We start from the raw sequence: 13,882 nt of genomic DNA, 5'->3' as shown, positions 1-13,882 counted from the left end.
CGCCAAGGTGGTTCTGCTTGGCTTCATCGTCTCTTCCGTGATCTCGGTGCCGCTGGGCCTGTGGATGGGAACCTATCGAGTGGTGCAGGCGCCGCTGGAGCCGCTGGTCAATTTCATCCGCTATCTGCCGGTGACCTCGTTCGTGCCGCTCTTCATCCTGTGGATCGGCATCGGCATCGAGCAGCGCATAGCGGTGATCTTCTTCGGCACCTTCTTCCAGCAGCTGGTGATGATTTCCGATTGCGCGCGGGGCGTGTCCAGGGACCTGGTCAATGCCTCTTACACTTTGGGCACCAAGCGCAGCGAAGCCGTGTGGCACGTCATTTTCCCCGCAGCACTTCCCGCGATCCTCGACACGCTTCGCGTCACTATGGGCTGGGCCTGGACCTATCTGGTCGTGGCGGAGCTCGTCGCCGCGTCGAGCGGGCTCGGCTATATCAGCCTCAAGGCAATGCGCGGCTTCCAGGTCGATGTCATCTTCATGGCCATCGCCGCCATCGGGCTCCTGGGCCTCATCACCGACACGGCGTTCCGCCTTATCCGAGCGAGGGTCGCGCCATGGGCACCCTGACTTTGAACGCAACCTCACAAACCGCAGCCGGATCAAGGGTAGTGATGACTGAAACCGTCAAGGCGAGCAATCCGGCAGGTACGGCCCCGGCAACCGGCGATGCGCATTCGGCAGGCATCACCATGGCCGTCGAAGACGTGACCTTGCGCTACGGCGAGGCCAACGGCGTGCTGGCGCTGGACGATGTATCGCTGAAAGTGGCCAGGAACGAATTCTGCGTCATCGTCGGACCTTCCGGCTGCGGCAAGTCCAGCCTGCTCTATCTCGCCGCCGGCCTCAATGACGCCACCTCCGGCAGCATCAAGGTCGATGGCAAGGAAGTCATCGAGCCCGGCGCCGACAGGGGCATGGTGTTCCAGAGCTACACGCTCTTTCCCTGGCTGACGGTGCGCGCCAACATCGAGTACGGCCCCAAGCGCAAGGGCCTGCCCGTGGAACAGCGCAAGCGGATCGTGGACCAGTATCTCGACGAGGTCGGCCTCGCATCTTTCGCCGACCATTATCCCGCCCAATTGTCCGGTGGCATGAAACAGCGTGTAGCGATCGCGCGCGCCCTTGCAAACGATCCGGCCGTGCTCTTGATGGACGAACCCTTCGGCGCCCTGGACAGCCAGACGCGCGGCACCATGCAGAAGCTGCTTTTGCGTGTGTGGGAGCGGCAGCAGAAGACGGTGCTCTTCGTTACCCACGACATCGACGAGGCGCTCGTGCTGGGCGATCGCGTGCTGGTGATGACGGCTAGGCCCGGCAGGATCAAGGCCGAGATCAAGGTCGACATCCCCCGGCCGCGCTCGATGGACGTGATCCTCGAACCCGAGTTCATCGCGTTGAAGCGCCGGATCCTTGGCCTCCTGCACGACGAGATCGACGAGGATCACTGAGGTATCGCGGAGGCGGAGGGTTCAAACGGGTACGCTTCGTGATTGACCATGCCGCCTTCGCCCCTACGAGGCCGCTTCGAACAACCGACACAGGCTGACCGAACGGACACGCAGTGGTCAGCCCAGCATCATCTCCGAAGCCTTCTGGCCGATCATCATGCTTGGCGCATTGGTGTTGCCGCCGATCAGTTTGGGCATCACCGAAGCATCCGCGACTCGCAAGCCTTCGATGCCCCGCACCTTCAATGTCGCGGGATCGACGACCGCCATCGCATCCGTTCCCATTTTGCAGGTTCCCACCGGATGGTAGACGGTCAGCGCCTCGGCGCGCAGATAGGCCAGGATCTCGTCATCGGTTCTGACATTCTTGCCCGGCAGCATCTCTTTGCCCCGTATCGCGTCGAACTCTGGCGAGGCAAAGATCTGGCGTGCGATCTTGATGCCCTCGACCAGCACCATCGCGTCGTCTTCATTGGAAAAGAAACGGTGGTCTATGAGGACGTCCCGGCGCGAACTGTCCCGTGATAGCGTGATCTCGCCCACGCTCTTCGGCCGCAGCACGCAGGTGTGGACGGCATAGCCGTGGCCATATTCGATCAGCCTGCCGCGATGGCTGCGATAGCCCGGCACGAAATGGAACTGGATGTCGGGAAGGCCGTTCGCGTGCCTGGTCCTGGCGAAGCCGCCGGCTTCGACATAGTTCGTGGTGAGCATGCCCTTGCGGCGCGCGAAATACTGGAAAGGCGCGGCGGTGATGCGTGGCAGGTTGGCGAGCGAAAGCCCAAGCGTCCTGTTGCTGCTCGAGCGCACGGTGATCATGCCGTCGACATGGTCTTGCAGGTTCTTGCCGACGCCCGGCAGGTCGACGACGGGCTCGATGCCGATCTGCTTGAGTTCGGCTGCTGGCCCGATACCTGATGTCATCAGGATCCTGGGCGAGTTGATGGCGCCTGCCGAAAGCACGATCTCGCGCCTGGCCGTAAGCGTCTTCTGGCCACCGTCATGGCGCACGCGCAGTCCTGTTGCGCGCCCCTCGGCGATGACAAGGTCGATCACCTCGCATTCGCTGAGCAGCGTCAGGTTCTTGCGGTCGAGCACCGGCCGCATGAAAGCGCTGAAGCTGCTGAAGCGCCGGCCGCGATCCTGGGTGACGTTGTAGATTCCGAGACCGAACTGGCTCTCGGCGTTGAAGTCGCTGTTGGCGGGCAGGCCGGCACTTTTGCCGGCCTTGACGAACATGTTTGAAAGGACGTTCGGATCACGCGGATTGTCGACCAGCAATTCTCCACGGGTCCCGTGATAGCGCGCGTCCTGGGCGAGCAGATTGCGCTCCAGCGCCCGGAACACCGGTAGTACATCGCCGTATGCCCAGCCGGCACAGCCGAGCGAGGCCCACTCATCATAGTCCTGCGCGGCGCCACGGATATAGACCATGGAGTTGATCGAGCTCGATCCGCCCAGCGCCTTGCCGCGATTGACCGGAATGCTGCGGTTGTTGAGGCGGGGCTGCGGCACACCGACGAAACAATAGTCGTAGTTCGGATTGCCGTAGAGCGACAGGATGCCCGCAGGCACCTTGACCCGCAAGCTGTCGTCACTGCCGCCCGCCTCGATCAGGCATACGCTGACCGATGGGTTGGCGCTCAGCCTGTTGGCGACCACGCAGCCGGCCGAACCCGCGCCGACGACGATATAGTCAAAGCTTTCAGCGTTCATCCTCGACCCCCAATGCAATGCCAGCGCCACGGCATCGGTGCCAACGCGATCGTTGCAAGTCTAGGTGCGCCAAGCGGACCCATAAATTCGGAAATGGTTACGCGTGACTTCGGAGATTCGTTATGGGCGCGCACCAACGCGTGCTGCTACTTGTAAGCGCAAATGGAGGAGGCCGGATGGCGCGACGGCGCATCCGGAAACGGCGGAATAGGCCGCGCCCGACTGCGCCTGGCGGACACCGGAAAGATGGTTTCCACCGTGCGCTCATAAGCTGTCGGATGGTCAGAAAAGGACTGGGCATGTCGGTCGAGGAAATAGACACGCTTGTCGTCGGCGGCGGCCAGGCAGGCGTGGCCATGAGCGAGCATCTGAGCAAATGCGGCGTGCCGCATCTCGTTCTCGAGCGCGGCCGCATTGCCGAGCGCTGGCGTTCGCAGCGATGGGATTCCCTGGTTGCCAACGGGCCAGCCTGGCATGACCGTTTCCCCGGCATGGAGTTTCCGAGGACCGGACCCGATGGCTTTCCCTCCAAGGAGGAGGTCGCCGATTATTTCGCCGCCTATGCAAGGCAGATCGATGCGCCGATCCGCTGTGGCGTCGAGGTGAAACTCGTGCAGCGGAATGTCGGACGGCCCGGCTTCCGGGTCGAAACCTCGCACGGCGCGATCGAAGCCAACAGCGTGGTCGCGGCAACCGGACCTTTCCAGGTTCCCGTCATTCCGCCTCTTGTTCCCGGCGGCGCCGGCCTTCTGCAGATCCATTCCAGCGCCTACCGCAACCCCGCGCAGCTGCCGCAAGGCGCGGTCCTGGTGGTCGGAGCGGGATCGTCGGGCGTGCAGATCGCGGATGAGCTCCAGCGCTCGGGAAGGCGCGTCTACCTGTCGGTCGGTCCGCACGACCGGCCGCCGCGGGCCTACCGTGGGCGCGACTTCTGCTGGTGGCTCGGTGTCCTGGGCAAGTGGGACCTAGAAACGCCGGGGCCGGGCACGGAACATGTCACCATCGCGGTGAGCGGCGCGCGCGGCGGCGAAACGATCGATTTCCGCCGCCTGGCCGCGCAGGGCCTTACCCTTGTCGGCATGACGAAAACGTACCAGGACGGCGTGATGACCTTCGCGCCGGACCTTGCGAAGAACATTGCTCGAGGCGACGCCAACCTGATGTCGCTGCTGGACGAAGCCGACGCCTATGTCGCGCGCAACGGTCTGGATCTTCCGGAGGAGCCTGCCCTCCGCAAAATCGGCCCGGACCCGGAATGCCTGACCAATCCGATCCGCGAGCTCAATCTTGCGGAAGCAGGGATTTCGACGATCATCTGGGCGACAGGCTTTGCCGTCGACTACAGCTGGCTGAAGGTCGACGCTTTCGACGAGAAGGGCCGGCCGAGGCACCATCGCGGCGTGTCGGTCGAGCCGGGGATCTATTTCCTGGGTTTGCCCTGGCAGTCGCGAAGAGGTTCCAGCTTCATCTGGGGTGTCTGGCACGATGCAAAGCACGTGGCGGACCGTATTTCGACGCAGCGAAAATATCTCGCCTACCACGCCGCCGCGCGGCGCGAGACAGTGGGCGCCTGACCAACGCCGGCGACGCTGCCAGCCCGACCGATGGAGAACAACATGAAGCATACCCGAATCCGTACCTTCAACACGAAGGATACCTATCCCGAGCAGAAGCTCGACAACGATCTTTGCCAGGCGGTCGTCACGCGGGGCGGTCGGACCGTCTATCTGCGCGGTCAATGTCCGCAGGATCTCGACACGGCCAAGAACATCGATAGCCATGATCCCGTCGAGCAGACCCACAAAGTCATGCAGAACATCAAGCAGCTCATCGAGGAGTGCGGCGGGACGATGGAACACCTGGTGAAGGTGGTCGTCTACTTGACCGATGTCCGCCATCGCGAGGCCGTCTACCGGACGATGGGCGAATACATCAAAGGTGTGTATCCGGTTTCGACCGGGTTGGTCGTGTCGGCCCTGGCGCGGCCGGAATGGCTGGTCGAAATCGACGGCACCGCCGTCATCCCGGATGATGGCGCAGCCATCGTCCAGGGCTGAGCGCCATGACCTTCTCCATCGTCGCGCGATGCAAGCGCACCGGAATGTTCGGCGTGGCGGTCTCGTCATCATCCCCGGCGGTTGCAGCACGCTGCGCCTATGCGCAGGCTGGCGTCGGCGCCGTCGCCAGCCAGAATGTCACGGACCCGACGCTCGGGACGCGGGCGCTTGAGTTTATGGCGCGCGGCGCCTCCGCTGCCGAGGCTGTCGCGATCCTGAAGCGAACCGCCGCGCACAGCGAATACCGCCAGCTCCTTGCCGTCGACGCGGCCGGCGGCAGCGCCATTCATTCGGGGCCGAAAGCGCTTGGCATCTGGGCAGAGGCGCGCGGCGAGAATGTCGCCTGCGGCGGCAATCTGCTTGCCAATGACGGCGTCCCCCGTGCCATGGTCGACGCCTTCCTCGCTTCGGACGGCGAGCTCGGCGACCGGCTGATCGCCACGATGCGGGCCGCGCTCAAGGCTGGCGGCGAGGCTGGGCCTGTCCGTTCCGCCGGAATGAAGCTGGTGCGCGATGTGCCGTGGCCGGTCGCCGATCTGCGCTGCGACTGGACGGAAGCCTGTCCGGTCGAGCAACTGGCCGGGCTGTGGGAAATCTACAAGCCGCAACTGGACGCCTATGTGACGCGCGCCATCAATCCATCCGGTGCGCCGAGCTACGGCGTGCCCGGTGACGAGTGACTGAGACGGTCAGGAGCCAGTGATGAGCGAACTCAGCCACAAGGAATGGATCGCCAGGGCGTCCGAACTCCGTTTTCGCGACAAGGCCTTCATCGACGGCAAGGCTGTGCCGGCGCGCTCCGGCCGAACCTTCGCCAGCATCAATCCGGCCACGGGGGAAACCCTGGCCGAGGTCGCCTCCTGCGGGGAAGAAGACATCGACCTCGCCGTGGCGGCGGCGCGGCGCAGCTTCGAGGCCGGCGTGTGGTCACGAACAAGCCCGGCGCACCGCAAGGAGGTGCTGTTGCGGCTCGCGGACCTGCTGCGCGAGAACCTGCATGAGCTTGCGCTGCTCGAATCGATGGACATGGGCAAGCTGGTCAGGGACGCGGCCAGCATCGACGTGCCGGGCTCGGCGGCGATCTTCCAGTGGTATGGCGAGGCCATAGACAAGATCTACGACGAGGTGGCGCCCACGGGTCGGGGGGACCTCGCTCTGGTCCGGCGCGAGCCGCTCGGCGTGGTGGGCGCCGTGGTGCCCTGGAACTTTCCGCTCGACATGGCGACCTGGAAATGCGCGCCGGCGCTTGCCGCCGGCAATTCGGTGGTGCTGAAACCGGCCGAGCAGTCGCCTTTTTCGGCGCTCAGGCTGGCGGAACTCGCCATGGAAGCGGGACTGCCCGCCGGCGTGCTCAATGTGGTGCCCGGCCTCGGTGAGACCGCCGGCCAGGCGCTTGGCCGCCATATGGATGTCGACTGCCTTGCCTTCACCGGGTCCACTGCCGTCGGCAAGATGTTCCTGCAATATTCCGGCCAGTCGAACATGAAACAGGTCTGGCTGGAAACTGGCGGCAAGAGCCCCAATCTGGTCTTCGCCGACTGTGGCGACCTGGACGCGGCGGCCGACATGGCCGCGTTCGGCATCTTCTTCAACCAGGGCGAGGTTTGCTCGGCCAATTCCAGGCTGTTCGTCGAGCGCGGCATCAAGGATGCGCTCGTGGAGCGTCTGGTGCAGCGAGCAGCGGCAACCCAACCTGGCGATCCTCTCGACCCGGCCTCGAGAATGGGCGCGATGGTGGACGCGCGCCACGCCGCGAGCGTCTTGCGCTTCATCGAAGGTGGCAGGAAGTCGGCCCGACTGGTCACCGGGGGCGCCCAGCTTGCCGTCAACGGACGCGGCAGTTTCATACAGCCGACGATCTTCGACAACGTTTCGCACGACGATCCGCTTGCCCGCGACGAGATATTCGGTCCGGTGCTGTCGATCATCGCCTTCGACGGCGAGGAGGAGGCGCTGCGCCTGGCCAATGACAGCATCTACGGTCTGGCGGCCTCGGTCTGGACCGACAGCCTGTCGCGGGCGCACCGTGTCGCGGAACGGCTGCGCGTCGGCACGGTTTCCGTGAACACCGTCGACGCATTGAGCCCGATGACGCCTTTCGGCGGCTTCAAGCAATCGGGTTTCGGACGCGACCTATCGCTGCACGCGCTCGACAAGTACACGGCCCTGAAGACCACCTGGATAAAATATTGAGGAGCGACCACGGCTTGATTGCAGCAACCAAACAGGCATCATAGCTGCCCATGCCGCTCCGCTTCACGCTCAGACAACTCGAATATTTCGTCGCCGTCGGCGAAGCCGGTTCGATCGCCAAGGCTGCCGAGCAGGTGAACGTCTCGCCGCCGTCGATCTCGGCGTCGATCGCTCAGCTCGAAGCGGAGTTCGGTGTCCAGCTCTTCGTTCGCAAGCACTCGCACGCCCTGGCGCTCACGGCTGGCGGGCGCCTCTTCCTCAAGGAGGCAGCGCGGCTGCTCAACGATGCGGACGCGCTGCACGACATTGCCGGCGACATTGCCGAAAAGGTGCGCGGGCCGCTCGCCATCGGCTGCCTGCTCACCTTCGCGCAGATCGTGCTGCCGGCGCTTCGCCGGAAATTCGAGGATGCCTATCCGGATGTGCGCGTCAGGCAGTTCGAGCGCAATCAGGGTCAGCTGTTCGAGATGCTGCAACGCGGCGAAATAGACGCTGCGCTGACCTACGATCTCGAACTGTCGCAGGACATGACGTTCGAGCCGCTGATGCAGTTGCCAGCCTATGTGATGCTGCCGGCGGCGCATCGCCTGGCGGGAAAGGCGGGCATCACACCGGAGGAACTGGTGGACGAGCCGATGGTGCTGCTCGACCTGCCCTACAGCCGGGAGTATTTCCTGTCGGCCTTCCAGGCTAGGAGCCTGCGTCCCAACATCGTCGAGCGCACCGGCGACATCGCCGTGATGCGCTCGATGGTGGCCAACGGGTTCGGCTATGGCATTGCCAATATGCGGCCGCTGAACGCGATGTCGCCAGACGGCAAGCTGCTGGTCTTCGTGCCGTTGCTGGGGGACGTCAGGCCGCTGACCATGGGCATAGCATTGCCGAACGCCGAGCACCGCACGCTGACGGTGCAGGCATTCGTCGATCACTGCCGCCGTTTCGTGGTCGAGCAGGGCGTCTTCGGCACGGAGCGCATCGTGAAGTGAAGCGGCCAGCGGCGCTCACACGCCCTCGACGAGCCGCTGCAGCAGCCGCTCCAGCATGTCGTCGCAGCGCCGCATTTGTTCGACGCTGACATATTCGTCCGGCTTGTGTCCCTGCGCCATCGAGCCGGGGCCGCAGACCACCGTTGGCGTGCCGAGATCGCGGCTGAACAATCCGCCTTCCGTACCGAAGGCGACCTTTATCGTGCCGTTGGCGCCGGTCAGCGATTTTACGAACGCTACGGCCTGCGAATTGCCCGGCGTGTCCAGACCCGGATAGGTATTGGTGATCTCGATGTCGATCGCGGCTTCAGGAGCGATCGAAGCGGCGTCGCGGGCAATGCGCGCGGCTGCGCCGCGAAGCCGGTCGAGAATGGCGGCTGCGTTGTCCGCCGCGACGTTGCGGATCTCGAAATCGACCTGGCAGAGATTGGGCACGATGTTGAGCGCAACGCCGGCATTGATCTTGCCGACATGAACGGTGGTGTAGGGAATGTCGTAGTCGCCATCGCGGGCGCCGTCACGGGCCAGCTGGTCCTGCTCGTCGCGCAAGGCCCGCACGAAGTCGCAACCGAGATGGATGGCGTTGAGCGCCAGCGGCGCCAGCGCCGAGTGCCCCTCGCGCCCCCTGCAGATGGCCCGAGCCGCGAGCTTGCCCTTGTGCCCTGTCGCCACCTGCATGTCGGTCGGCTCGCCCACGATGCACAGCAGCGGGCGTTGCGGTGCGGCGCTCAGCATTTCGATCAGGTCGCGCACCCCCAGGCAGCCGACCTCCTCGTCGTAGGAGAGCGCCAGATACAGGGGCGTGCGAAGCGCCATCGTCGAGGCCCTCAGACACGCCGCCAGGGCGCAGGCGACAAAACCCTTCATGTCGGCCGCGCCGCGCCCGTAAAGCCTGCCGTCGCGCTCGGTCATCGCGAAGGGAGGCAGCGTCCAGTCCTGGCCCTCGACGGGAACGACGTCGGTATGGCCGGACAGCATGATGCCGGGCTTGCCGGCTGGTCCGATCGTGGCAAAGAGGTTGGCCTTGTGCCCGTCGGCGCTATGGATGAGGCGGCAGGCGATGCCGCTGGCTTCCAGCAGTTCCGTTGCATAGCCGATCAGCTCGAGGTTCGAGTCGCGGCTCACTGTCGGGAACGCGATCAGCCGGTCGAGAATCTTGATGCTGTCCATGTCTGAAGTCCATTGAGCTACAGGCGGTTTAGCATCGTCGCGCCGCGCCGCTGAAGTCGCATTTGGCTCCGCTTCGTTTCACCGCAAACTAACTCGCGAAACGCGCGATTAGGCCGGTCCTAACCCGCACGGAAGAAATCCATAGTTTTCCCGCGCCCGCTCCAACTTATGAGTAATCTCCAAAGCACCGGCAGCGCCACGCCATGGGAAGGAAAGACATGCGCGACCCACGCTACGATATTTTATTCGAACCGATGAAGATCGGTCCGGTCACGGCAAAGAACCGCTTCTACCAGGTCCCGCATTGCAACGGCGGCGGCTATCGCGATCCTTCCGCCGCCGCCGAGATGCGCCGCATGAAGTCGGAAGGTGGCTGGGGCGTGATCTTCACCGAGCAGACGGAGATGCATCACACGTCGGAGATCACGCCTTTCATCGAGCTCAGGCTGTGGGACGACGCCGACATTCCTGCGCTGGCCAGGATGGCCGAGGCCATGCACGAGCATGGCGCGCTGGCCGGCATCCAGCTCGCCTATTCCGGCATCAATGGTCCCAATCTCTATACCAAGGAAGTCCCGCGCGGGCCTTCGGCCCTGCCGATCCGCACTTTCACCAACGATCCGGTCCAGGCGCGCGCCATGGACAAGCGGGACATCCGGGATCTGCGCCGCTGGCATCGCAACGCCTTCAAGCGCGCGAAGCAGGCAGGCTTCGACCTGGTCTGCCTCTATGGCGCGCATGGCTTCGGCATCATCCAGCACTTTTTGTCCACGGCCACCAATCAGCGCAACGACGAATATGGCGGCTCGCTGGAAAACCGCTCGCGGCTGATGCGCGAACTGATCGAGGAAGGGCGCGACGCGATCGGCGAGACCTGCGGGCTGACGCTCAGGCTGTCGCTCGACGAGATGATTGGCGAACTCGGCTTCGCCAATTCGGAAGTCCGCGACATGATCGAGATGCATGCCGACCTGCCCGATCTCTGGGATCTCGCGCATGGTGCCTGGGAAGACTGCTCCGGGCCGTCGCGCTTCAAGGAAGAGGCGGCGCAGGAAAGCCTGGTCTCCGGCATCAAGACGCTGACCTCGAAGCCGGTCGTCGGCGTCGGTCGCTTCACCTCGCCTGATGTTATGGTCAGGATGATCAGGTCGGGCACGCTCGACTTCATCGGTTGCGCGCGACCGTCGATCGCCGACCCGTTCCTGCCGAGGAAGGTCGACGAAGGGCGCATCGAGGACATTCGCGAATGCATCGGCTGCAACATCTGCATCACCGGCGACATGACCATGTCGATCTCGCGCTGCACGCAGAACCCGACCTTCATGGAGGAATGGCGCAAGGGCTGGCACCCCGAACGCATGCAGGCCAAGGGTGACAGCGACAGCGTGCTGATCGTCGGCGCCGGACCGGCCGGCCTGGAGGCCGCCCGCGCGCTCGGCCTGCGCGGCTATCAGGTGGCCATTGCCGAAGCAGGCACCGAACTTGGCGGCCGCGTGGCGCGCGAGAGCAAATTGCCGGGTCTGTCCGCCTGGGGCAGGGTTCGCGACTATCGCCAGTATCAGCTCAGCCAGATGCCGAATGTCGATATCTATTTCGAGAGCCGGCTGTCGGCCGATGATATCCTGTCCTTCGGCTTCCAGAATGTCGCCATCGCCACCGGATCGAAATGGCGGCGCGATGGCGTCGCCCGCGCTCATGTCGTGCCGATGCCGATCGATGCGGCGATGCCGGTCTATACGCCCGACGACCTCATGGCCGGCAAGGTGCCTTCCGGCAGCGTCGTCCTGTTCGATGACGACCACTACTACATGGGTGGCGTGCTGGCCGAGCTGATGGCGCGGCAGGGCGCCAGGGTAACCCTGGTGACGCCGTCGGCCTATGTCTCGGACTGGACCCGCAACACGCTGGAGCAGGGGGCCATACACCGGCGTCTGGCGGAGCTTGGCGTGGACATCGTGCTCAACCGGACCGTCACCAGCGTTGCCGCCGGGGGTGTCGTGACGGCCTGCGTCTATACCGGTCAGCGACGGGATTTGACGGCCGACGCCGTCGTTCTCGTCACCTCCCGCGATCAGGACGACGGCGTTTGGCGCGCGCTAAAGGCCCGTCAAGACGAATGGGCCGAGAATGGCATCCGTTCGGTCAAGGTGATCGGCGACGCCGAGGCGCCGGGGCCGATCGCCTGGGCAACCTATGCCGGCCACCGCTTCGCCCGCGAACTGGACGAACCCGACATCGGCGACGCATTGCCGTTCCGGCGGGAAGTGACGGCGCTGGCGATGCAAGGAGCATGATCCGACAAACGCGCAACAAACCTCGCGTCGTCCGCTGATCCAACAGGGCTATCAAGCTCCGCTCCCCTGCAGCAGCTTCAATCCCGCTCGCTGGTGTCGTTTCGATGAGGGTAAGGTTGCGAGTGCCGGGATGGGCGGCTATGTCGGTCCGACAAATTCCGAACAGGGGCCGAGCCGATGAAAGTCCTTTCCACGTCCAAATCGCATGGCGGCGTCCAGGGCGTCTATTCCCATGCTTCGGATGCCTGCGCCTGCGACATGGTTTTTGCCGTCTTCGTGCCGCCTCAGGCCCGTGAAAAACCGTGCCCTGTTCTCTGGTACCTCTCAGGCCTGACCTGCACCCATGCCAATGTCATGGACAAAGGAGAATACAGGCGCATGGCCGCCGAGCTTGGCCTGATCGTCGTCTGCCCGGACACCAGTCCCCGCGGCGCCGACGTGCCAGACGAGAAGGAAAATTGGCAGTTCGGTTGCGGCGCCGGCTTCTATCTCGACGCGACCCAGGAACCCTACGCGAAGAACTATCGCATGTATTCCTATGTCACGCAGGAACTGCCGGCGCTGATTGCCGCCGAGTTTCCGGCCGACATGACGCGCCAGGCGATCTTTGGCCACTCCATGGGCGGCCATGGCGCGCTGACCATCGCGCTGAAGAACCCTGGGCGGTTCAAGAGCTGCTCGGCCTTCGCGCCGATCGTGCAGCCCAGCACCTCCGGCTGGTCGAAGCCGGCGCTCGAAAAATATCTCGGCGCGGATCACGCGGCATGGCGCGGCTACGATGCCACGCTGCTCATCGAGGATGGGCACCGCTTCCCCGAGCTTCTGGTCGATCAGGGAACGGCGGACGGCTTTCTCGATGAAGGGCTGAAACCCTGGCTGTTGGAAGAAGCCTGCGCCAAGGCCGGCATGACGCTGAGGCTGCGCATGCAGGAGGGCTACGACCACTCCTACTTCTTCATCTCGACCTTCATGGACGACCATCTGAGATGGCACGCGGAACGGCTGTCCGTGTAAGCGCATAGGATAAGCAGCCCGGCAATCGCCGGGCCGCGTCTCTCGCGTTCTTTGCGGTTTAGTCCCGCAGCAGATCGAACATCAGCTTGAAGAACCGGTCCGCGTCGACTTCGTGGGCGATGCGGGCATTGTCCTTCTCCCCGCGTTCGCTCCAGAAATCGGCGACGGTCGCGCCGAACGCATAGGTGCCGGACAGGTCGACGCCGATATGGGCCGGGCGCGTGCGAACCAGGGTCGGGTCGATTGCCAGCGCCAGCGCCAGCGGATCGTGCATGGCGCCGCCGACACCCATCGAGTTGCGGTGCAGCTTCTCGTAGAACAGCAGCCAGTCGTTGACGAGCTTGCCGAGCGGCGTGTCGATCGTAGCAAGCTCCGCATATTGCGGCGCCTCGATCAGCACCTGCATGGTGACGTCGAGGCCGACCATCAGGATCGGCACGCCGCTGTCCAGCACGATCTTCAAAGCTTCCGGGTCGCAGAAGGCATTGAACTCCGTCGGCGTGATGATCTCGCTCTTGCGGTAGAAGACACCGCCCATCCAGATCAGTTCCTTGATCTTGGGCAGCACGTCGCGATGCTTGAGGATCAGTAGACCGATGTTGGACAGGGGACCGGTGGCAACGATCAGGATCGGTTCGGGCGCCGCGCGCAATTTGTCGGCCAGGAAATCGACCGCATGCTGGTCGACAGGCTTGATCGTCGCCTGCGGCAGGTAGGGCGAGCCTTCCAGACCGCTCGGGCCGTCGGCGGTGCCAAGCACCAGCGGGCGCGCCAGCGGGCGGTGGCACCCTTGCGCGACCGGCACGTCGCCGGCGCCGATGTATTCCAGGATGCGCAGGGCGTTGGCGGTCGTCTTCTCGACTTCGGCGTTGCCGCACGTCGTGGTGACGCCGAGAAGTTTTATGGCGGGCGAGCGATGGGCCATCACCAGCGCGATGGCGTCGTCATGGCCGGGGTCGCAGTCGAACAGGATCGGAGTTGCTGTGGTCATTGTGTCGTT

General features: G+C 64.3%; 12 protein-coding genes. 9 read left to right on the top strand and 3 right to left on the bottom strand.

What is annotated here, in order from left to right; genetic code table 11:
* Both FFS37_RS20160 and FFS37_RS20155 read left to right on the top strand, forming a co-directional pair.
* Window positions 1-571, top strand: a 571-nt coding sequence (locus FFS37_RS20160) for an ABC transporter permease (protein WP_137932718.1), incomplete at its 5' end; no start/stop codon positions are given.
* A gap of 122 nt (window positions 572-693) precedes the next feature.
* Entirely contained in the window at window positions 694-1,452 is a 759-nt protein-coding gene (locus FFS37_RS20155; protein ID WP_232375722.1) for an ABC transporter ATP-binding protein, read from the top strand.
* Window positions 1,453-1,569: 117 nt separating this feature from the next.
* Here the strand turns inward: FFS37_RS20155 and FFS37_RS20150 are convergent, their stop codons facing one another.
* Window positions 1,570-3,168, bottom strand: a complete 1,599-nt coding sequence (locus tag FFS37_RS20150) for a GMC family oxidoreductase (RefSeq protein WP_137932716.1) — start codon at window positions 3,166-3,168, stop codon at window positions 1,570-1,572.
* Window positions 3,169-3,467: 299 nt separating this feature from the next.
* Here FFS37_RS20150 and FFS37_RS20145 point away from each other — a divergent pair, with 299 nt between their 5' ends.
* From FFS37_RS20145 to FFS37_RS20125, 5 genes are read left to right on the top strand one after another with little or no spacing between them, the layout of a single operon-like run.
* A complete protein-coding gene (locus FFS37_RS20145) occupies window positions 3,468-4,742 on the top strand; it encodes a flavin-containing monooxygenase (RefSeq protein WP_137932715.1) in 1,275 nt (424 codons plus the stop codon).
* 42 nt (window positions 4,743-4,784) lie between these two features.
* The gene (locus FFS37_RS20140; protein WP_137932714.1) at window positions 4,785-5,225 is read left to right on the top strand and encodes a RidA family protein; all 441 of its coding nucleotides are present in this window, start codon (window positions 4,785-4,787) and stop codon (window positions 5,223-5,225) included.
* A 5-nt stretch (window positions 5,226-5,230) separates the two neighbouring features.
* Window positions 5,231-5,905 (top strand): DUF1028 domain-containing protein, encoded by a 675-nt coding sequence (locus FFS37_RS20135; RefSeq protein WP_137932713.1) that lies wholly within the window; start codon window positions 5,231-5,233, stop codon window positions 5,903-5,905.
* A gap of 22 nt (window positions 5,906-5,927) precedes the next feature.
* Complete coding sequence (locus FFS37_RS20130; RefSeq protein WP_137932712.1) at window positions 5,928-7,418, top strand: aldehyde dehydrogenase; 1,491 nt, start codon at window positions 5,928-5,930, stop codon at window positions 7,416-7,418.
* A 50-nt stretch (window positions 7,419-7,468) separates the two neighbouring features.
* Complete coding sequence (locus FFS37_RS20125; RefSeq protein WP_137932711.1) at window positions 7,469-8,404, top strand: LysR family transcriptional regulator; 936 nt, start codon at window positions 7,469-7,471, stop codon at window positions 8,402-8,404.
* Between the two features lie 15 nt (window positions 8,405-8,419).
* On the opposite strand, the gene argE is transcribed toward FFS37_RS20125, so the two are convergent.
* Complete coding sequence (argE, locus tag FFS37_RS20120; RefSeq protein ID WP_137932710.1) at window positions 8,420-9,574, bottom strand: acetylornithine deacetylase; 1,155 nt, start codon at window positions 9,572-9,574, stop codon at window positions 8,420-8,422.
* A 218-nt stretch (window positions 9,575-9,792) separates the two neighbouring features.
* Here argE and FFS37_RS20115 point away from each other — a divergent pair, with 218 nt between their 5' ends.
* On the top strand, window positions 9,793-11,868 hold the full coding sequence (locus FFS37_RS20115) for an oxidoreductase (RefSeq protein WP_137932709.1): 2,076 nt from the start codon (window positions 9,793-9,795) through the stop codon (window positions 11,866-11,868).
* A gap of 177 nt (window positions 11,869-12,045) precedes the next feature.
* Window positions 12,046-12,882 carry an S-formylglutathione hydrolase gene (fghA, locus tag FFS37_RS20110; protein WP_137932708.1) on the top strand — a complete coding sequence of 279 codons (837 nt, stop codon included), beginning with the start codon at window positions 12,046-12,048 and terminating at the stop codon, window positions 12,880-12,882.
* 58 nt (window positions 12,883-12,940) lie between these two features.
* Here fghA and FFS37_RS20105 read toward each other — a convergent pair whose 3' ends face one another.
* Entirely contained in the window at window positions 12,941-13,873 is a 933-nt protein-coding gene (locus FFS37_RS20105; protein ID WP_137932707.1) for a nucleoside hydrolase, read from the bottom strand.
* Window positions 13,874-13,882: the final 9 nt, after the last annotated feature.

The sequence above is a fragment of the Mesorhizobium comanense genome, from assembly GCF_005503535.1.
Classification (GTDB): domain Bacteria; phylum Pseudomonadota; class Alphaproteobacteria; order Rhizobiales; family Rhizobiaceae; genus Mesorhizobium; species Mesorhizobium comanense.
This window is presented reverse-complemented; position numbering and strand designations above follow the sequence as displayed.

Coding starts and splice junctions, on each gene's coding strand:
- FFS37_RS20130 (WP_137932712.1), top strand. CDS start 5,928: ATGAGCGAACTCAGCCACAAGGAATGGATCGCCAGGGCGTCCGAACTC.
- FFS37_RS20140 (WP_137932714.1), top strand. CDS start 4,785: ATGAAGCATACCCGAATCCGTACCTTCAACACGAAGGATACCTATCCC.
- FFS37_RS20105 (WP_137932707.1), bottom strand. CDS start 13,873: ATGACCACAGCAACTCCGATCCTGTTCGACTGCGACCCCGGCCATGAC.
- FFS37_RS20145 (WP_137932715.1), top strand. CDS start 3,468: ATGTCGGTCGAGGAAATAGACACGCTTGTCGTCGGCGGCGGCCAGGCA.
- FFS37_RS20150 (WP_137932716.1), bottom strand. CDS start 3,168: ATGAACGCTGAAAGCTTTGACTATATCGTCGTCGGCGCGGGTTCGGCC.
- FFS37_RS20125 (WP_137932711.1), top strand. CDS start 7,469: ATGCCGCTCCGCTTCACGCTCAGACAACTCGAATATTTCGTCGCCGTC.
- FFS37_RS20115 (WP_137932709.1), top strand. CDS start 9,793: ATGCGCGACCCACGCTACGATATTTTATTCGAACCGATGAAGATCGGT.
- argE (WP_137932710.1), bottom strand. CDS start 9,574: ATGGACAGCATCAAGATTCTCGACCGGCTGATCGCGTTCCCGACAGTG.
- FFS37_RS20135 (WP_137932713.1), top strand. CDS start 5,231: ATGACCTTCTCCATCGTCGCGCGATGCAAGCGCACCGGAATGTTCGGC.
- fghA (WP_137932708.1), top strand. CDS start 12,046: ATGAAAGTCCTTTCCACGTCCAAATCGCATGGCGGCGTCCAGGGCGTC.
- FFS37_RS20155 (WP_232375722.1), top strand. CDS start 694: ATGGCCGTCGAAGACGTGACCTTGCGCTACGGCGAGGCCAACGGCGTG.